The organism is Halanaerobium kushneri, from assembly GCF_900156285.1.
Classification (GTDB): domain Bacteria; phylum Bacillota; class Halanaerobiia; order Halanaerobiales; family Halanaerobiaceae; genus Halanaerobium; species Halanaerobium kushneri.
On record NZ_FTNC01000016.1, the window covers coordinates 50,757 to 69,222 of the forward strand.

The following is an 18,466-nucleotide window of genomic DNA, read 5'->3' on the forward strand; positions in this document are numbered from 1 at the left end:
TCAAAAAATTTGAATTGGGGGATTTAAAATGGAAATTAAAGTTGACTTATTTAGTGATACTGGAACCAGACCATCTCAGGATATGAGGAGATTTATGGCTGAGGCTGAGGTGGGTGATGAGCAGTTAGGCGAAGACCCGAGCGTTAATCGTCTCTGCCGGATGACAGCAGAAATGCTGGGTAAGGATGATGCAGTATATTTACCTTCCGGGCTGATGGCAAATCAGATTTCTTTTGCTGTTCATACCAGTCAGGGTGATGAAATAATAATGGATCAAACCGCGCATCCGATTCATTATGAGAGTGCGGCTCTTGCTGTCATTTCGGGGGCTTCAATTAAGCCGCTGGCTGGAGAAGGTGGAATTTTTACTGCCCAACAGGTTAAAGAAGCAATTAGAGAAAAAGACTATCACAGTCCGCAGACAAAAGTAATATCAATTGAACAGACCACCAATCTTGGTGGTGGACGTATCTGGCCTTTAGCAAGAATCAAGGAAATAGCAGAAGTCGCTGGGGAAAGAAATTTAAAGATGCATATGGATGGAGCTAGAATGCTAAATGCTGCTGTTGAAGCAGAAGTAGATCCTGCTGAATATGGTCAATATTTTGATTCAATCTGGATTGACTTAAGTAAAGGACTTGGAGCTCCAGTTGGCTCAGTACTTGCTGGTTCGGCAGAATTTATTGAACAGGCTCGTTACTGGAAGCAGAGGCTGGGAGGAGCAATGAGGCAGGCAGGAATTATAGCAGCAGGTGGAATTTTTGCTTTAGAGCATAATGTTGCTAGATTAAAAGAAGATCATAAACATGCTAAAATGCTGGCAGAAACAATTGCAGATCAAAAAGGTCTGGATATTGATCCAAAAACAGTTGAAACTAATATTGTTCTTTTTTCTGTTGCTGAAGGTAAAGCAGATTTATTTGCAGACGAACTACTTAAAAAAGGAATTAGAGTTAGCAGGCTTGAGGGCAAATTACGTGCTGTAACTCACTTAGATTTAAGTTTAGAAGATATTCGCTATGCAGTAAAACATATTGAAAAAACAGCCAGAGAAGTTTTTGTTTAAATTAAATTTTAAAAAAGGCAGGATTTTAGATTTCTGTCAAGAATAATTTAATATGACTTAATTAATTATATCGATAAACTTAACTTTATTAAATTTAAAAGAGGAGAGTGAGTCCAATGGAACAGGTGTATGAAAAAAAGCGTGAACAACTTCTTGATGATCTCAGTGATATGAGTGAAGTTGCAGAGGAAATGCTGCAGAATGTTATTAAAGCAATGGACGATTTGAATGTAGAAAAAGCTCACGAAATAATTGAACGAGATGATGTTTTAGATAACTACCTAATCACAATAGAAGAAGAAGTTTCGCGCTTGTTGACTCTGGATCAACCCCTGGCTTCCGATACCTGGTTTAGTATTGCTATGATTAAAATTGCAAATGATTTAGAAAGAATTGGGGATCAGGCAACTAATATAGCAGAAATCTTACTTGAATTAAAACATGATGGAATTATGAAACCACTTGTTATGATTCCTGAACTGGCTGATATTGTAACTGATATGCTGGATGTAGTTTTAGAATCATTTTCTACCAGGAATTCTGACCTGGCAGAGGCTGCCTGCAGAATGGACGAAAAAGCAGATAATCTTTATGAAGATATTTATCATAAAGCTATTAAAATGATAAGTCAAAAAGAAGATAAAGATGAAATCAAACAGATAGTTCAACACATCAATTTAGCTAAGTCGCTGGAGCGTGTAGGTGATCATGCAACTAATATTGGTGAGGAGACTATCTTTATTGTTACAGGTAAAAGAGTTAAGTATTAAATATATTATTTATTATATTGAAGTATAGTTTAGTATAGAGGATTAGAACAAAATTGCTTGTATAAATTGAATAAACTAAAACGGCCTGTTTTTACAGGCCGTTTTTTCTAAATAGAGGTTAAACATAAAGGTTTAATTTTATCGGGCAGAATTTAAAATAGCCTCTTTAACAACTTCAGCAGCTATTATTCCAATTTGATTGGTATCTGCTTTTATTTGATTAGAAGCCAGAGTAAAAATGCTGTCTCCATCCAAAAGAGTGTGAACAGGATAAATAGTACGGCTTAAACCACTCTGTGCCATCATTGAAATCCGGTTTGCTTCCGCTTTGTTTAAAGTAGCATTAGTTGCTATTACTACCAGTGTTGTATTTTCTCGTAAAAATCCAAGATTGATTTCTGGTTGGTTAATAATCATTTTTTCGGTATCGATATAATTTCCATCACTATCTCTGGCTCCAGCAATTATTTTTGAAATTTCGGGGTTTTTGATATCACCAAAAGCGTTGACAACTGACATTGCAGCTACAACAAGATCTCCGGTCTTTTTAGCTGCATGCCCCAGTGCTGTTTTGCTGGCGTTATTCATTCCATTTATTTTACCACAGGTTGCGCCAGTTGCTGCCCCTATACTTTCATTTTTCTGTCTGGAACTATCAGCACTAAGACAGGCCTGATAAGCCATTTCTGAATCTGGATATTTATTGCTTTTATATTCCAAATCATAAATTACTGCTGCAGGAACTATAGGCACAACTCCACCGCCTGTCTGGAAACCAGTATTTTTTTCTCTTAAATATTTCATAACTCCACCAGCTGCATCAAGACCATAGGCACTGCCACCACTTAAAAAAACAGCATTAGCTTTATCAACTGCAGCCCGGCTGTCAGTTAAAGCAATTTCCCTGCTTCCTGGTGCACCCCCACGAACTTCCGCTCCAATAGTAAAATCTCCTTCAGCCAGGATTACGCTGCAGCCAGTTCCAGCCTTTTGATTATCAGCATGACCAATTTTTATACCCTCAATAGCTGTTAAGTCATTATTCATTTTTCGCCCTCCCTGTGATGTTTCGTTATGTCAAAAATCTTTTCTTAAAAAAATTATAACATTTTTAGATGATTTTTTTTAGTTTGGCAGGAAAATTAATTCTTATATCAAATATTATAAATAGAAGTAATAATTTTCAAAAAAATATGGAGGTGGAATTTGTGAAGTTCAAAAAACTATCTATTACCTTTTTGACTCTGATTTTAGTTATGACTCTATCTTTTACTATTCTGGCGGAAGAGGTAGACATAAGGATTTATCATGTAAATGATGTTCACTCCAGAGTAGAAGATGATGATTATGCTGGCAGTATAGGTTATGCTAAAATGGCAACCTTGATTAAGAAAGCCAGACGAGAGATGGGAAATGTGATGTTTCTAGATGCTGGTGATAGTTTCCACGGTCAAACTATTGCCAACATAAATGATGGAGAAGCTATTAGTAATATCCTTGATTTGATGAATGTAGATGCTCTAACTCTGGGTAATCATGATTTTAACTATGGTCAGGCCCGATTAGAAGAATTGGCTAATATGAGCAACTTTCCTTTTTTAGCTGCTAATCTGGTTCGAGAAGATGGAGAAGAGATTCCCTATAAAAAAGATTATATTATAAAAGAATATGATGGAGTTAAAGTAGGAGTTTTTGGTCTGGTAACTCCAGAGACAGCTTATAAAACACACCCCAAAAATGTTGAAGGACTTGTATTTGAAAACCCAATTACTACTGCTAATGCTGTAGTAAATGAGTTAAGAGGTAAAGTTGATATCATTGTTGGATTAACTCACCTGGGAATTAGTGAAGGAAGTAAATATACCAGTAAGATGGTAGCAGAAGAAGTACCAGGGATTGATTTAATAGTTGACGGCCACAGTCATAATGTTTTAAAAGAAGGTATGATGGTTAATGATACAATGATTGTTATGGCTGGAGAATATTCTAAATTCTTAGGTTATGTAGATTTAACTGTAGATAATGGAGAACTCACAGATATTAAAGCCAATTTAATTACTAGAGAAGAGACTGCAGATGTAGAAAAAGACTTTATTATTTCTACAGTTGTTGACCGTATTAATAGAGCCAATGCTGCTATAACTTCTCAAACAGTAGGAGTTACCAGGGTTGAACTTAATGGTGAACGAGGAAATGTTCGGACAGGTGAAACCAATCTTGGTAATTTAATTACTGATGCTATGAGAGCAAAATTAGATACTGATGTAGCAATCACCAATGGTGGTGGAATTAGAGCCTCTATTGACAGAGGTGAAATTACTCAGGGAGAAGTTATAACCGTTCTGCCCTTTGGTAACACAGCTATGGCGATTGAAATTAGTGGAGCTAAACTAAGAGCCGCCCTGGAACATGCAGTATCTGAGTATCCTGCTACTGAAGGACTTTTCCCCCAGGTATCCGGGATTAAATTTACATTTAATGGTGATGCGGAGCCAGGTAATAGAGTCCAGCAGGTCTGGGTTGAGGGAGAAGAATTGGAACAGGATAAGATGTATACAGTTGCTACCAACGATTTTATGAAAGCGGGTGGAGATGGTTATACAATGTTTACTGATGCTCCAATCGTAAAAGAAGCTGGAGGCTTAGAAGAAATAGTAATGGAATATATTGAAGCTAACTCTCCTGTAGCTCCTGTAACAGAAGGAAGAATAGTGGCTGAATAAAATCGGTCGTCACCGGAATTAATCGATATTCGTTGAAAAAGTTGAATAAATTAAAAAAACCTTCTGCTGATTTTTTAGACAGCAGAAGGTTTTTTATCTTAAAATATGTGAAAATAATCATTTGGATTAAGATTCGATATAGATTGGTTTTTCTGCTATAATAATGAGTAGATTGCTCAGTTTAAATTAAGCAGGAAAGATAAAGGAGTTACTGATAAGTTAAAATGAAAAAACAGAATGAAGCTTTAAATAAAAGAAAAAAAGCGAAAGAATTAGAAAATCCTAGAGATCAGTTTATGGTTATTTCAAAGAGAGATATGAAAAAAAGAGGCTGGAAACAGCTAGATTTTATTATTATTAGTGGTGATGCTTATATTGATCATCCATCTTTTGGCACAGCTATTATTGCCAGAGTACTGGAAGATGCTGGTTTTAAGGTTGGTATAATAGCTCAGCCAGACTGGCGCTCGACTAAAGATTTTAAGCAGCTGGGAGAACCCAGATATGGATTTTTAGTAACTGCAGGTAATATGGATTCAATGGTTAATCATTTTTCAGTTTCCAAACATCGCAGGAGTTATGATAATTATTCTCCGGGAGGAGAAAGTGGTTATCGTCCTGATCGGGCAACTATTGTTTACAGCAATCGTCTGCGGGAAGCTTATGCTGATATTCCAATTATTATTGGTGGAATTGAGGCCAGCCTGAGGCGGTTTGCTTATTATGATTACTGGGATGAAAGTGTGCGGCGCTCAATACTATTTGACAGCCGAGCTGATCTTTTAGTTTATGGAATGGGAGAAAAACAGATTTTAAAAATAGCTGAAAATTTAGAAGCAGGACTGGAGATAAAGTATATAAATTATCTTCCAGGAACAGCCTTTATTGCTGATGATCTTGAATCTTTATATGATTATGAAGTTTTACCTGCCTATAAAGAAGTTAAAAACAGCAAAAAACAGTATGCCTATGCTTACAAACTAGAATATTTAGAACAGGATCCAATTCGCGGTCAGCAGTTGGTACAGCAGCATGGTAATCGCTATTTAGTTCAGAATCCACCGGTAGAGCCCTTAAATCAGGAGGAACTTGACCATGTTTATTCTTTACCCTATCAGCGAAATTATCATCCTATTTACGAAAATCAAGGTGGAGTACCGGCAATAAAAGAGGTAAAATTTAGTCTGGTTAGTTCTCGAGGCTGTTTTGGCGCCTGCTCATTTTGTGCAATTTCTTTTCATCAGGGCAAAATGATGACAGCTCGTAGTAAAGAGTCTTTACTTAAAGAGGCTAAAAAAATTATCGCCATGGATGATTTTAAAGGTTATATTCATGATGTTGGAGGTCCAACTGCTAATTTTCGCAGGCCTTCCTGTACATCTCAACTTTCGCGAGGTATGTGCCGGGGCAAAGAATGTATGTTTCCTGCTCCCTGCAGCAAGTTGGAAGTTGATCATAAAGAGTACTTTGAAATTTTAAGAGAGCTGAGAAATCTCCCTGGTGTTAAAAAAGTATTTATTCGCTCAGGTATTCGTTTTGATTATTTACTACAGGATGAAGATAGTCGCAAATACTTAAAGGAGCTGGCAGCACATCATGTTAGTGGACAGCTTAAAGTTGCTCCTGAGCATGTTTCAGATAGTGTATTAAGTTATATGGGAAAGCCGGGTATTGAAGTTTTTGATAAATTTAGAGAAGCTTTTTATCAGGTTAATAATGAAATTGGTCTGGAGCAGTATTTAATTCCTTATTTTATTTCCAGTCATCCAGGAAGTCGTCTGGAAGATGCGGTTGAACTGGCAGAGTATTTAAGAGATATAAATCACCATCCAGACCAGGTTCAGGATTTTTACCCCACTCCAGGAACGATGGCTACAGCCATGTACTACAGTGGTTATGACCCGAGAACAATGGAGGAAGTTTATGTGGCTCGTTCAAAAGAGGCCAAAAAAATGCAGAGAGCTCTGCTGCAGTATCATAAAAAAAGAAATCATCAAATAGTGCGTAAAGCTTTAAAAATGGCGGGACGCAGAGATTTAATTGGCTATCATAAAAAGGCACTTGTGCCGCCAACGCACTAATAAGGAGGAGTTTTAATGTCTACAGTAACAACAACAGATAAATATAATTTACTACTGGAGAGTTTAACTGAATTAGAACCATTTATAATTGCCTTTTCCGGTGGAGTTGACAGTACTTTTCTGGCTGCTGCGGCAACAAAAGCAGGAGTGGATTTTGAAGCTGTCACAGTCAATACTCCCTTTGTTCCGGAAAGAGAAATTAAAGAAGTGGCAGAATTGGTAGAAAAATTAGATTTAAACCATCAGCAGCTGGAAATAGAACTCAGAGAATTAGAAAAAGCTGTTGAAAATAATTCTGATCGCTGTTATCACTGTAAAAAAGTTATTTTCAATAAAATTATAGATTATGCGGCTGGAAAAACTGTAATTGAAGGTTCAAATGTAGATGATCAGGGAGATTATCGTCCTGGTCGTAAAGCTCTAAAAGAGCTGGGAGTTAAAAGTCCAATGCTGGCGGCTGCATTAACCAAAAATGAAATTAGAGAACTTTCAAAAAAACTTGGCCTTTCAACCTGGAATAAACCCAGTATGTCCTGTCTGGCGACCAGAGTTTCCTATGATGATAGGATCAGTGCAGATAAGCTGGAAAAAATAGAAATTGCTGAGGAATTAATGCACAGAATGGGTTTTGAACAGTTTAGAGTTCGGGATCACAGCAATCTGGCCCGGATAGAATTATCGGAAGCAGATCGAGAGAAAATTTTAGATTTAAAATTAATGGACAAATTGTCTGATAAATTACAGAAATTAGGCTTTCAGTATGTTACCTTAGATCTATCAGCATATAAAAGTGGGAGCATGAATAAAGAAATTTTGGAGGCAAAAGATGAATAAAGAGGATATTAAAGTATTACTAGAAAAAGTTAAAGAAGGGGAAATAGAGGTTGATCAGGCAGCAGCATCATTAAAAGATCTTCCTTTTAAAGATCTTGGTTTTGCCAAGGTAGACAATCATCGTAGTTTACGCAACGGATTTCCTGAAGTTATTTACTGTGAGGGAAAATCTCTGGATGAGATTGAAGGTATAGTTCGGGAAATGCTCAAACATGATAATAATATTTTAGCAAGTAGAGCTGGCAAAGAGGTTTATCAAAGAATTAAAAAAATTGCACCAGAGGCAGTCTATCATGAGCGGCCACAGATGATATTTATAGAAAAACAGCCATTAGAAAAAACTAAAAGTAAAATCTTAGTAGTTAGTGGTGGAACTTCCGATATTCCAGTGGCTGAAGAAGCGGTAATAACTGCTGAAGCACTTGGTAATTCTGTTGAACGCTTATACGATGTCGGGGTAGCCGGAGTTCACCGTCTTTTAGGTAATTTAGAGAAGTTAAATGCAGCTGAAGTTATTATCACAGTTGCTGGTATGGAAGGAGCTCTGGCGAGTGTAGTTGGGGGTCTTGTTGATAAACCAGTAATTGCTGTACCAACAAGTGTCGGATATGGTGCTAATTTTGGTGGAGTCTCAGCACTGCTGACAATGATTAATAGTTGTGCCAGCGGTATTGGAGTTGTTAATATAGACAATGGCTTTGGAGCTGCCTATTTGGCCAGTACAATTATTTTACAGATAGAAAAAGCGAGAGAGGAAGGATAAGATGGAAGATATATTATATTTTGATATTAATTCTGGAATCAGTGGAGATATGACGATTGCTTCTCTGCTTGATCTGGGAGTCGACAGGGATAAATTTTTAAATGAACTACAAAAATTAAATCTTGAAGGTTATGAAATAGAAATTTCTACTGTGCAGAAAAATGGAATTACAGCCACAGATTTTAAAGTTATTCTAGAAGACGAGAGTCATCCTGATCATCATGAACATAGTCATGAGCACAGTCATGGGCACAGTCATCATCATAATGATCATCAAGATAATGATTCTGATCATCATCATAAAGGTGGCTGCCAGGGATGTGGTAATCATGATCATATTCATCGTAATTTCAATGATATTAAAGAATTAATTAAAGAAAGTGAGTTAAACGAAAATGTACAGGAACTGGCAATTAATATTTTTGAGAAAGTTGCCAGAGCCGAAGCAAAAGTTCATAATAAAGAAATTAATCAGGTTCACTTTCATGAAGTAGGTGCGGTAGATTCTATAGTTGATATTGTAGGAACTGCAATTTTAATCGAGATGATTAATCCTGATCATATTTATGCTTCTCCAGTATCATTAGGAACCGGTTTTGTAGATGCTGCTCACGGCCGGATTCCAGTTCCAGCGCCAGCAACAATAGAAATCCTGCAGGATGTACCTGTTTATTCGACCGGAGTTAGAGGGGAGCTTGTTACTCCAACAGGGGCAGCTATTATTAAAACACTGGCCGAAGAGTTTCTGCCTGTACCTGAGCTTAAAATTACTAAAATAGCCTATGGTGCTGGTAAGAAGGATTTTGAAATTACTAATTTATTAAGAGTATATCAGGCCAAAAAAAAAATGAAGAAAAACTATTAATTCTGGAAACAAACATTGATGATATGAGCGGAGAAATTTATTCCTATCTCTTTCCCGAATTACTGGCTGCCGGCGCCAGAGATGTTTATCTAACTAATATTATGATGAAAAAGAATCGACCGGCCCAAAAACTTACTGTTCTGACACCTGCCTCCTGCCGTAAAAAAATAGAGGAAATTATTTTTAAAGAAACAACAACTCTAGGGATCAGGCGCAGGCAAGTTGAGAGAAGCTGTCTGGAACGTAAATATTTAAAGTTGGATTCATCATTAGGAGAAGTAACAATTAAAGCCGCTTATTATGAAGGGGATTTAGTTAAGTTTGCACCTGAATACGAAGAGTGTCAAAAAATTGCCCGAAAAAAAGGGATAAGATTACAGGAAGTTTATGATCTGCTTAAAAGAGAGGCAGCGGAAAAATTGTTTTAGAAATTGAATAACTAGATTAAATGAGAGTGAGTGATGTCTAATTGCTCACTCTTTTTTTATATTTATTTTTCAAATTAAGCAGGAATTTCGACAAAAATAGATAATTTTATATATAGATTTAATTAAAAATTTCGAATCTTTATTCAATAATCAAATTTAGCATTCTTTGGCTGTATTTATCAAACAAAATAAGGAGGAGTATTTATGAAATTTAAAAGTTTTGTTCTGGCAGGTATCCTGGTTCTGGCTTTATTGTTAGCAGTATCAATGCCAACTTTTGCTCAGTCTGCTGAAGATTATAAGATGGTATTGTTATTGCCTGGTTCAATCGATGATCAGAGTTGGAATGCTACAAACTACAGTGGTCTTGTTGCTGCAAATGAAGAATTAGGAACTAATATTGAGTATGTAGAAAACGTTCAGGCAAGTGATTTTGAGTCAACAATGAGAAATTACGCACAGCGAGGTTATGACCTTATTTTAGCTGCCGGTACTCAATTTGATGAAGCTGCTCAGAGAATTTCTGAGAGCTATCCAGAGACAACTTTTACAGTTGTGAATGGAGTAATTGCTCAAGAACCCAATTTAAAGCCGGTAATGCCGAAAGAGTATGAAGCAAGTTTTCTGGCCGGTATAATAGCAGGTCATGTTACAGAAACTAATAAGCTAGGTTTAGTTGGTGGTTTTCCAAATAGACAGATGATCAAACTTTTAAATACCTATGTTTGGGGAGCAAGAACTGTTAATGAAGATGTAGAAAGTATTAGATCCTATGCTAATAGCTGGAGTGATGTTTCTTTAGGAAATCAGATGGCTAATTCAATGATAGATGATCAGGCAGATGTTTTATTCTTCTATGCCAACGAAGTGGGTCTGGGTGCAATTCAGGCTGCAGATGAAAGAGGAGCTAAGTTTATTGGTTTTGCTTCTAATCAGAACGATGTAGCCCCCGGTACGGTACAGGCCAGTGTCTATCTCAACTTTGAAGGCCTTTATGTCTGGATAGTTGAAAACTTTATGTCAGGAGAACTGGAGCCGATCGTAAACGAAGTTGGTGTTAATCAGGGAATTGTAGAAGTTGTTTATAGTGATCAGATTGGTGAAGAAGTTAAAGCAGATGTAGAGAAGGCAACTGAGGCAATAAGAAATGGTGATGTTTTAGATTACTTCTCACTATCACCAGAAGCGCTTGATAAATAATTTAAATTTCAATTAGAGATATTAATCTGGATCGGTTTAGGGGGTCTATTAGGCCTCCTAAATCTTGTTATAGTAAAAAATTCAAAAATGGAGGATTTTTTATGCAGAAAAGAAAAAAAGCATTTGTCGAAATGAAAAATATTAAAAAGGTCTTTCCAGGAGTAATTGCAAATGATAATATATCTCTAAAAATAAATAATGGTGAAGTTGTTTCTCTACTCGGCGAAAATGGGGCAGGAAAAACTACACTGATGAAAATTTTGTATGGAATGCATCAGGCGGATGCAGGTACTATCATTGTAGAAGATAGAGAAGTTAAAATAAATTCTCCTCACAGGGCAAGAGAATTGGGCATTGGAATGATTCATCAGCATTTTACTTTAGTACCTGTTAATACGGTAGTAGAAAATATTATGCTTCCCCTAAAAGGGAAATATCAGCCTGAAAATATGAAGAAGCAGATTAATAATATAGGTAAAAAATATGGCTTGAATGTTGACCCTGAAGCTTTAATTAGTGATTTGCCTGTTGGTTTTCAGCAGCGGGTTGAAATTATTAAGGCTTTAATTGGGAATTCTAAGTTACTGATTATGGATGAACCAACAGCTGTTTTAACACCACAGGAAACAGAAAGACTATTTGATTTTATTAGGGAATATAAGTCCGAAGGTAATTCAGTTATCTTTATAACTCATAAATTAAATGAAGTAATGGAAATTTCGGATAGAATAGTTGTTTTACGAGATGGGAAAAAGATAGGAAGCATTTCTAAAAATGAGGCAGATAAAAAAAGATTAACTAAAATGATGATCGGAAGAGATTTTGATTTTGGTATTGAAAAAATAAAATCTCAAACGGGAGAGAAAATATTAGAAATAGAAAATATTTTCCTAAGCAGTGAAAAAAGAGGACAAATCTTAAATGGACTTTCTCTGACTATTAAAGCTGGTGAGATATTTGGTGTTGCTGGAGTAAGTGGTAATGGTCAGGAAGAACTGGCTGAAGCTGTAGCAGGGTTAAAAAAAATTGATCAGGGAGATATACTATTAGATGGAAAATCAATTAAAAATTGTTCGGTTCAGCAAATAATTAATAGGGGAGTTGGTTATATTCCTGCAGACCGGCATCGAGTTGGTCTTGTACTTGATATGGATCTGGAGGAAAACTTAATACTTAAAAGCACCTATAACAGAGATTATTATAAGTATTTACTTTTTAACAAAGAAAGATTGGCAGAAAATGCTGAAAGCAAAATAAAAGATTTCGATATAAAAACAGCTTCTACAAAATCTTCAGTTAGATCACTGTCTGGGGGTAATCAGCAGAAGGCAATCATTGCCCGGGAAGTTTCTGTTGGCAAAAAATTATTAATTGCCTCCCAACCAACCCGTGGTCTTGATTTTGGGGCAGCTGATTATGTAAAAAAAACACTAGAATCGGAAAAAAGAAATGGCAAAGCAATTCTGCTTTTTTCTAACGAATTATCCGAAATCATGGAACTTTCTGATCGAATTGGAGTAATTTACGAAGGGAAAATCATGGAAACTTTTGCCAGAGAAGATGCCCAAATTGATAAAATTGGGCTCTTGATGACTGGAGTAAGAGGTGAAAAAAGTGGAGACTAAATCACAAAATCTAAAAGATAAAATAATAATTAATTTAAATGAAAATGTATTTTTAATAATTAGTACTTTTTTTTCTATATTTTTAGGGCTTGTGGTCAGCGGTTTATTGATGTTACTAATGGATCATAATCCGATTACAGCCTATAAACAGATAATTGAGTTTGCTTTTATTGATTCTTATAATATCGCAAATATTTTCGCTAAGGCAACTCCTTTAATTCTAACCGCTCTTGCTTTTGGCTTTGCTTTTCAGGCAAAATTATTTAATATTGGTGCTCAGGGACAGTTTTATATTGGCAGTATTGCAGCAGTATTTATTTCTTTAAAGTTTGGGTGGTTGCCCTCCTTTTTTGTTATAAGCTTCAGTCTACTTTTAAGCCTGCTGGCAGGAGGATTATGGGCCTCAGTTATTGGATATTTTAAAGCGAAATTTAATGCGAATGAGTTTTTGGTCAGTATGATGTCAACATATGTTGCTATTGCAGTAATGGATTTTCTGGTTAGAGGTCCGCTGCAGGAGAGTAAAGGAGAATATCCTCAGACTAATGTGATAGCTGATTCTGCAAAAATTCCGGCAGTGATTTCCCGGACTCAATTTCATTATGGTTTTTTATTTCTATTTTTGTGGTCTTCGTGATCTATATTTTATTATGGCATACCCGACTTGGTTTTCAAATTAGAGCGGTTGGTCAAAATAGAGATGCTGCCAAATATGCCGGTTTTAGTGAAAAGAAAATTTTTGTTATTGTATTTATGATTTGTGGCGCTTTAGCTGGATTAGCTGGATTTATGCAGGTAAATGGAATTAATCATATGGTAATTCAGGGTTTTGAACCCAATATTGGGGCTACAGGTATTGGAGTTGCTATTCTTGGTAATGCAAATCCCTTTGGTATTGTACTGGCAGCTCTGCTCTTTTCGACTATGGAAGTTGGCGGTTTAATGCTTACTCAAACCAGTACTCTACCCTCAAGTATAATAGGAATCACTCAGGGGCTGGTAGTAATTTTTGTTGTGATTTCTTATTTTATTAATCATAAGTTTAAAGTGTTTAGAGCAAAGAAAAAACTTATGAAAGGGGATGAGGATTAAGATGGCAATAATATTATTATTATCAAGAGCATTACAGATGAGTACTCCCCTGATTTTAGGATCTATAGCAGAGGTTTATTCTGAAAAAACCGGTGTTATGAATATTGCAATTGAAGGGGTGTTTTTGATCGGCGCCTGGGCTGGTTTTGTAGGAGCTTTTACTACAGAAAATATTGTGATAGGTTTTCTTACTGCTCTTCTGGCAGGAATGATAGTGGGTTTAGTCTATGGTTTTATTACAATTATTTTAAAGCAGCACCAGATTGTTACCGGTGTGGCCTTAAATATCCTGCTGGCAGCTCTGGCCGTTTATTTATATCGGGTAATTTTTGGAGTAAGAGTGACTCCTTTAAAAATTAAGCCTTTAAGCCGGCTGGCTCTGCCTTTACTTTCGGATATTCCGGTTGTAGGAGAGATTTTATTTAATCAAAATGTTATGACTTATATTGTTCTGCTCTTTGTCCCGCTTGCCTATTATGTTTTATATAAGACAAGAATAGGTCTAATTATTCGTTCCACAGGAGCAAATCCAGAAGCAGTAGATGCGGCCGGAATAAAAGTAGAAAAAGTTAGATATTTAACAATTATTGTAAGCAGTGGTTTCGCTGCTTTAGCCGGATCATTCTACACACTTGCTTTTTTAGGTATGTTTTCACAGGATATAATTGGCGGTAGAGGCTGGATTGCTTTTGCTATTTGTTTTTTAGGTAACTGGCATCCAGTAGGCGCACTTCTTGGGGCTTTAGCCTTTGGTCTGGCAGATGGTTTATCAGTATTTTTTCAGACAGCCAGTGTAAAAATAATTCCTAACGAGTTTATAATTGCTCTTCCATATATTTTAACTATTGCTGCAACAGTAGCCAGAAAGAGTTTTAGTGTTCCCGAATATTTAGGGGTTCCCTATGTTAAAGAAGAAAATTAATAAAATAAAAGATTAAGCTGTTTTGCCTGCAGATATTCTGCAGGTTCTTCTTTTAAAGCAGGAATTATTATAATTATCAAGAAAGATAATGATAGCACTAAATAAAATATTGGTTTATGAAAGGTGATTTTGAATGTCAGAATTAAAGAGATTTGGAGTTTCAATAGAAGAAAATTTGCTCCAGAAATTTGATCAGTTAAATGAAGGTATATATAATAATCGCTCTGAAGCAATTAGAGATTTAATTAGGAATAAAATAATTGCAGAGGAAAATACAAAAAAAGATGCAGATGTTGTAGGTACAATCACTCTGATTTATGATCATCATCAAACCGGTTTGACCGACAGGATGAATCAACTTCAGCATGATTATCACTGTCTTTTTAAGACAAATCTGCATCTGCATCTAGATAGAAATTACTGCCTGGAAGTTATAGTTGTTGAGGGTCTGCAAAGTAAGTTAAGGAAAATAAGTTCTAAGTTAATTGCCTTAAAGGGTGTTAAACACGGTAAATTAACTGTAACTAAAATTGAGGGAATGGAAAATTGATTTAGCTTTCTGTTTTTGTCCCGAAGGCATTAATCATTTTAAATAATATAATTATTATTGAAACTCCTGCAGTAATCACTACTGCCATATTGGAGTTCTCATAACCAAGCTGGGCTCCAATAATTCCAGTTAAGGCCCAGATAAAAACTAGAGCAAAAGGAATATTTTTATATTTATCTAGAATTTTGACTGCGATAAATAATCCGATCAGGATTCCTATAATTGCTGCAATGCTTAAAAAATTAGCTGGCCAGTTATCATTAAAATAGACTAATAAAGCCATAAAATTAGCTATGGAAGCAATAGTTACCCAGGCAGTATAGATACTGAAAGGCAGTTTTAAACCAAGATATTCAGCCCTTTGATATTGCTGATGCTGATGCAGTCTTTTAAATATTTTAAACAGAGAAAATGGAAGAAGTAAAATTATAATCATTGATAGTGGAATCTGTTTGTGATGCCAGAGATAAAGCCAGCTCATATTGGCCAGTGATGCGATAATAAAGTAAGGACCTGTTGAAAAATTTTTGTTTATTTCACTCTGGCCCAGAAATTGATAAATAATAAAAATAATTAGCAGAGTGTAAATTACCCCCCAGATAGAAAATGTAAATCCCGCTGGTGTAAATGGATTTTGATATAAGGCAGAAACTTCACCACTTGTAACCCCATTAATTGGCAAATAATTTGCCAGAAAGTTAACAAATATAGTCAGCAGTAAGAATACTAAATTAACTATTTTAAGACCGATCTTATTTTTCGCCATTAACTCACCCCTTTAAATTTTTGTTCAGATTTTTAATTTAGATTTTAATATTGGATGACAGTTGGGATTCTATATTCTGTTGCCAATAACATCTATATTTTATATTTCTTTTTAACTTTATTAAGTCCTGCAAAGTTATAATCATATCAGTACATTATCATGCTAAAGAACAAAAGAAAAAATATTGAAAAAATTTACACAAAGCCCTTGCAAAATAATTTTAAAGTAGTATAATGAACTTGAACCGACAGAGAGTGAGTAGCTGAGTTTACTATTAGGTCGGTGGTTTATATTACTTGGAACAAAGTAGATGTGCAGCGAGTATGTTCCCTCAACAAAATTATTAAGGGGGGCATTACTAATGAGAACTATTTTTAAGCACAAGCGCGCTCACAAGGATCACAAGGAACAAATCAATGTTAACACTAAGTCTGACACAGAGGCACATGTTAAACTAAAAGATAGCGCCTTGATGGATTACTACATGATGGGTGGCTATTAAAATCAAAAAGAAAGAATTAAGACCCGGGGCTTTTTGCCCCGGTTTTTATGTGTTTTAGTCAGAAAAAAATTTCATACAATTTTTGAAATAATTGAGTTAATTGTTTGACTTTTAAAAATACTCCTGTTATAATTATTTTGGAAGCGGTTCCAAATTTATTTTTTTATGGTTTTGGAAGTGGTTCCAATAAAACAAAATTTTAAGGGGGATTTATTAAATGAAATCTTTTCGTTCAATTGTTTCAGTTTGTTTAGCTTTATTTATGATTTTAGGTCTTAGTGCAGTTGGTTTTGCTCAGGAAGTGGAATTAGAGTTTTTTCAGAATAAGAGAGAAGCTGTTGAAACTTTTGACAAATTAATTGAAAAATTTGAAGCAGAGAATCCAAATATTGATATTAAACAAAATCATGTGCCAGAAGCAGAAACAGTTTTAAAATCAAGATTGGCTAAAAATAATATACCCGATATTATGGGCCTGGGAGGTAATTTTACTTATGGTCAAATCGCTGACGCCGGAATACTAAAGAATTTTGATCAGGCTTCATATTTAAGTAATACTCAAACAGCCTATCAGGAAATGCTTCAGGATTTACATGAAGGAAGCACTAACTACGGTGTTCCTTATACAGCAAATGCAAATACTGTTTTATATAATAAAGATAAGTTTGAAGAACTTGGTTTAGATATTCCACAGACATGGGACGAATTTATCCAGACAGCAGAAACTATTCAGGAAAATGGTGGAACTCCTTTTTATTTAACATTTAAAGATGCCTGGACTATTATGGTTCCCTGGAATTCTTTAGCTGCCAATTTACATGGAGAAAACTTTATTGAACAGCGCTTAGAAAATGAAACTACTTTTGAAGACAGGTATCAAAAGGTGGCTGAAAGAATTTATAAGCTTTTAGATTATGGTCAGAATGATATTTTTGGTTATGGTTACAGCCAGGGGAATCAGGCATTTGCCAATGGAGAATCATTTATGTATATCCAGGGTGTTTGGGCAATTAATCCGATATTGGAATCAAATCCTGATTTAAATCTGGGAGCATTTGCTTTACCAGCAGTTAATGAAGCAGATGAAAATATGCTGGTCTCTGGTGTAGATACAGTATTAACTATGAACAAAAACACTGACCATCCAGAAGCAGCAGAAAAGTTTATTAAATTCTTATTGGAAGAAGAAAATGCTCAATTCTATATTGATGAACAGATGACTTTCTCTGCAGTAGAAAATGTATTTCAGGAAGACCCCACAGTTGTTGATTTAAAGACATATTTTGAAAGTGGAAATATTGCGCCTTTCCCTGATCATTACTATCCATCTGGAATGCAGGTTCCTAACTTAATTCAAGGCTTCCTACACGAAGGAGATGTTGAAGAATTCTTAGATACACTTGATTCAGAATGGAATAAGGTACAGTCCAGATAAGAAATTAAAGTCTTTAATATAGGAGTTCTTCTCAAAATGAGGAGGACTCCTATATTATAAAAGGGGGAGAAAGTAATGAAAAAAACTTCATCCGTATTTTACTGGATGACAATACCGGCATTTATCCTATTTTTTGTTTTTCATACTCTTCCAGCTCTGCAGGGGATATTTTATAGTTTTACAGATTACATAGGATTTGGAGACTATGGTTTTGTTGGTTTTAGAAATTTTATAAACCTGTTGAATGACGGAAGAGCCTTTGATGCATATATTTTTACATTTAAGTTTGCTATAGTATCAACAATTATCGTAAATATATTGAGCTTATTAATTGCTTTAGGCTTAAATGCAAAAATTAAATTTAAAGATACTTTTAGAGCAATTTACTTTGTACCTTATATGTTGAGTATACTAGTTGTCGGTTATATTTTTAATCATATTTTTACATTTATAATTCCAGAAATAGGCCGCAGCCTTGGTATAGATATTTTAACTTGAATTCGGCAAGTAAAAAGTTAAAATAGTTCTTTTTAGATTTTTGCCGTTAAAAAATAATTTCAATCTATTAAAATTAAATATTTAGTCTCAATTTAAATAGCCAGTTAAATAAATTGTCCAGCTTCCAGATTTTAGACGCACTTAACTAAACTATGGTTTTCATAGCTTAAAAAATTAGTCTAAACTGTACTGGTGGTTTTAATTTAGCACCACCTTCTTTCTAAAATCTGTTAGTGCTTTTCTAAGATATTTAATTGTTTTTTCCAGCAGTTTATTTGGGGCAAAGCGGATGTGTTTGTACCAGCCGCTGCCGCAGATATTACCTGCTATTTTGTAAAATATCCTT

Annotated in this window: 15 protein-coding genes and 2 pseudogenes; 15 read left to right on the top strand and 2 right to left on the bottom strand. The window is 35.2% G+C overall.

The genetic code is table 11. From position 1 onward, the window contains the following. Positions 1–28 precede the first annotated feature (28 nt). Both BW929_RS10765 and phoU read left to right on the top strand, forming a co-directional pair. Entirely contained in the window at positions 29–1,066 is a 1,038-nt protein-coding gene (locus BW929_RS10765; RefSeq protein ID WP_076545496.1) for a threonine aldolase family protein, read from the top strand. Between the two features lie 116 nt (positions 1,067–1,182). Continuing rightward, a complete protein-coding gene (gene phoU / locus BW929_RS10770) occupies positions 1,183–1,836 on the top strand; it encodes a phosphate signaling complex protein PhoU (protein WP_076545497.1) in 654 nt (217 codons plus the stop codon). Positions 1,837–1,974: 138 nt separating this feature from the next. Here the strand turns inward: phoU and BW929_RS10775 are convergent, their stop codons facing one another. Continuing rightward, positions 1,975–2,883, bottom strand: a complete 909-nt coding sequence (locus BW929_RS10775) for a P1 family peptidase (protein ID WP_076545498.1) — start codon at positions 2,881–2,883, stop codon at positions 1,975–1,977. A 161-nt stretch (positions 2,884–3,044) separates the two neighbouring features. Here BW929_RS10775 and BW929_RS10780 point away from each other — a divergent pair, with 161 nt between their 5' ends. The 10 genes and pseudogenes from BW929_RS10780 (at position 3,045) to nikR (ending at position 14,919) form a co-directional block, all read left to right on the top strand. Continuing rightward, positions 3,045–4,559: a bifunctional metallophosphatase/5'-nucleotidase gene (locus BW929_RS10780; protein ID WP_076545499.1), complete on the top strand. Its 1,515-nt coding sequence runs from the start codon at positions 3,045–3,047 to the stop codon at positions 4,557–4,559. A 296-nt stretch (positions 4,560–4,855) separates the two neighbouring features. Beyond that, positions 4,856–6,640 carry a YgiQ family radical SAM protein gene (locus BW929_RS10785; protein ID WP_407645384.1) on the top strand — a complete coding sequence of 595 codons (1,785 nt, stop codon included), beginning with the start codon at positions 4,856–4,858 and terminating at the stop codon, positions 6,638–6,640. Positions 6,641–6,655: 15 nt separating this feature from the next. Further along, entirely contained in the window at positions 6,656–7,474 is an 819-nt protein-coding gene (gene larE, locus BW929_RS10790; RefSeq protein WP_076545501.1) for an ATP-dependent sacrificial sulfur transferase LarE, read from the top strand. Continuing rightward, positions 7,467–8,237: a nickel pincer cofactor biosynthesis protein LarB gene (gene larB, locus BW929_RS10795; RefSeq protein ID WP_076545502.1), complete on the top strand. Its 771-nt coding sequence runs from the start codon at positions 7,467–7,469 to the stop codon at positions 8,235–8,237. Before larE ends, larB begins: the two co-directional genes overlap by 8 nt. A 1-nt stretch (position 8,238) precedes the next feature. Next, positions 8,239–9,530: pseudogene (gene larC, locus BW929_RS10800) on the top strand (nickel pincer cofactor biosynthesis protein LarC). A gap of 204 nt (positions 9,531–9,734) precedes the next feature. Beyond that, complete coding sequence (locus BW929_RS10805; protein ID WP_076545503.1) at positions 9,735–10,730, top strand: BMP family protein; 996 nt, start codon at positions 9,735–9,737, stop codon at positions 10,728–10,730. A 101-nt stretch (positions 10,731–10,831) separates the two neighbouring features. After that, entirely contained in the window at positions 10,832–12,355 is a 1,524-nt protein-coding gene (locus tag BW929_RS10810; protein WP_076545504.1) for an ABC transporter ATP-binding protein, read from the top strand. Between the two features lie 118 nt (positions 12,356–12,473). Further along, positions 12,474–13,447 (top strand): annotated as a pseudogene (locus BW929_RS15485) (ABC transporter permease). Between the two features lies 1 nt (position 13,448). Beyond that, positions 13,449–14,369, top strand: a complete 921-nt coding sequence (locus tag BW929_RS10820) for an ABC transporter permease (protein WP_076545505.1) — start codon at positions 13,449–13,451, stop codon at positions 14,367–14,369. A gap of 133 nt (positions 14,370–14,502) precedes the next feature. Then, positions 14,503–14,919 carry a nickel-responsive transcriptional regulator NikR gene (nikR, locus tag BW929_RS10825; RefSeq protein ID WP_076545506.1) on the top strand — a complete coding sequence of 139 codons (417 nt, stop codon included), beginning with the start codon at positions 14,503–14,505 and terminating at the stop codon, positions 14,917–14,919. 1 nt (position 14,920) lies between these two features. Here the strand turns inward: nikR and BW929_RS10830 are convergent, their stop codons facing one another. Beyond that, positions 14,921–15,685 carry a tryptophan-rich sensory protein gene (locus BW929_RS10830; protein WP_076545507.1) on the bottom strand — a complete coding sequence of 255 codons (765 nt, stop codon included), beginning with the start codon at positions 15,683–15,685 and terminating at the stop codon, positions 14,921–14,923. Between the two features lie 361 nt (positions 15,686–16,046). Here BW929_RS10830 and BW929_RS15275 point away from each other — a divergent pair, with 361 nt between their 5' ends. The 3 genes from BW929_RS15275 (at position 16,047) to BW929_RS10840 (ending at position 18,120) form a co-directional block, all read left to right on the top strand. After that, on the top strand, positions 16,047–16,187 hold the full coding sequence (locus BW929_RS15275; RefSeq protein ID WP_158537662.1) for a hypothetical protein: 141 nt from the start codon (positions 16,047–16,049) through the stop codon (positions 16,185–16,187). 217 nt (positions 16,188–16,404) lie between these two features. After that, on the top strand, positions 16,405–17,622 hold the full coding sequence (locus BW929_RS10835; RefSeq protein ID WP_076545508.1) for an ABC transporter substrate-binding protein: 1,218 nt from the start codon (positions 16,405–16,407) through the stop codon (positions 17,620–17,622). A gap of 75 nt (positions 17,623–17,697) precedes the next feature. Further along, positions 17,698–18,120, top strand: coding sequence for a carbohydrate ABC transporter permease (locus BW929_RS10840; RefSeq protein ID WP_200805239.1), 423 nt, complete (start codon positions 17,698–17,700; stop codon positions 18,118–18,120). The last annotated feature ends 346 nt before the right edge of the window (positions 18,121–18,466 follow it).

Bases quoted from the DNA above. Each gene is read 5' to 3' on its own strand.
- BW929_RS10835 (WP_076545508.1), top strand. From the start codon at position 16,405: ATGAAATCTTTTCGTTCAATTGTTTCAGTTTGTTTAGCTTTATTTATG.
- BW929_RS10775 (WP_076545498.1), bottom strand. From the start codon at position 2,883: ATGAATAATGACTTAACAGCTATTGAGGGTATAAAAATTGGTCATGCT.
- BW929_RS10820 (WP_076545505.1), top strand. From the start codon at position 13,449: ATGGCAATAATATTATTATTATCAAGAGCATTACAGATGAGTACTCCC.
- BW929_RS10765 (WP_076545496.1), top strand. From the start codon at position 29: ATGGAAATTAAAGTTGACTTATTTAGTGATACTGGAACCAGACCATCT.
- nikR (WP_076545506.1), top strand. From the start codon at position 14,503: ATGTCAGAATTAAAGAGATTTGGAGTTTCAATAGAAGAAAATTTGCTC.
- larB (WP_076545502.1), top strand. From the start codon at position 7,467: ATGAATAAAGAGGATATTAAAGTATTACTAGAAAAAGTTAAAGAAGGG.
- BW929_RS15275 (WP_158537662.1), top strand. From the start codon at position 16,047: ATGAGAACTATTTTTAAGCACAAGCGCGCTCACAAGGATCACAAGGAA.
- phoU (WP_076545497.1), top strand. From the start codon at position 1,183: ATGGAACAGGTGTATGAAAAAAAGCGTGAACAACTTCTTGATGATCTC.
- BW929_RS10840 (WP_200805239.1), top strand. From the start codon at position 17,698: ATGAAAAAAACTTCATCCGTATTTTACTGGATGACAATACCGGCATTT.
- BW929_RS10805 (WP_076545503.1), top strand. From the start codon at position 9,735: ATGAAATTTAAAAGTTTTGTTCTGGCAGGTATCCTGGTTCTGGCTTTA.
- BW929_RS10830 (WP_076545507.1), bottom strand. From the start codon at position 15,685: ATGGCGAAAAATAAGATCGGTCTTAAAATAGTTAATTTAGTATTCTTA.
- larE (WP_076545501.1), top strand. From the start codon at position 6,656: ATGTCTACAGTAACAACAACAGATAAATATAATTTACTACTGGAGAGT.
- BW929_RS10785 (WP_407645384.1), top strand. From the start codon at position 4,856: ATGGTTATTTCAAAGAGAGATATGAAAAAAAGAGGCTGGAAACAGCTA.
- BW929_RS10810 (WP_076545504.1), top strand. From the start codon at position 10,832: ATGCAGAAAAGAAAAAAAGCATTTGTCGAAATGAAAAATATTAAAAAG.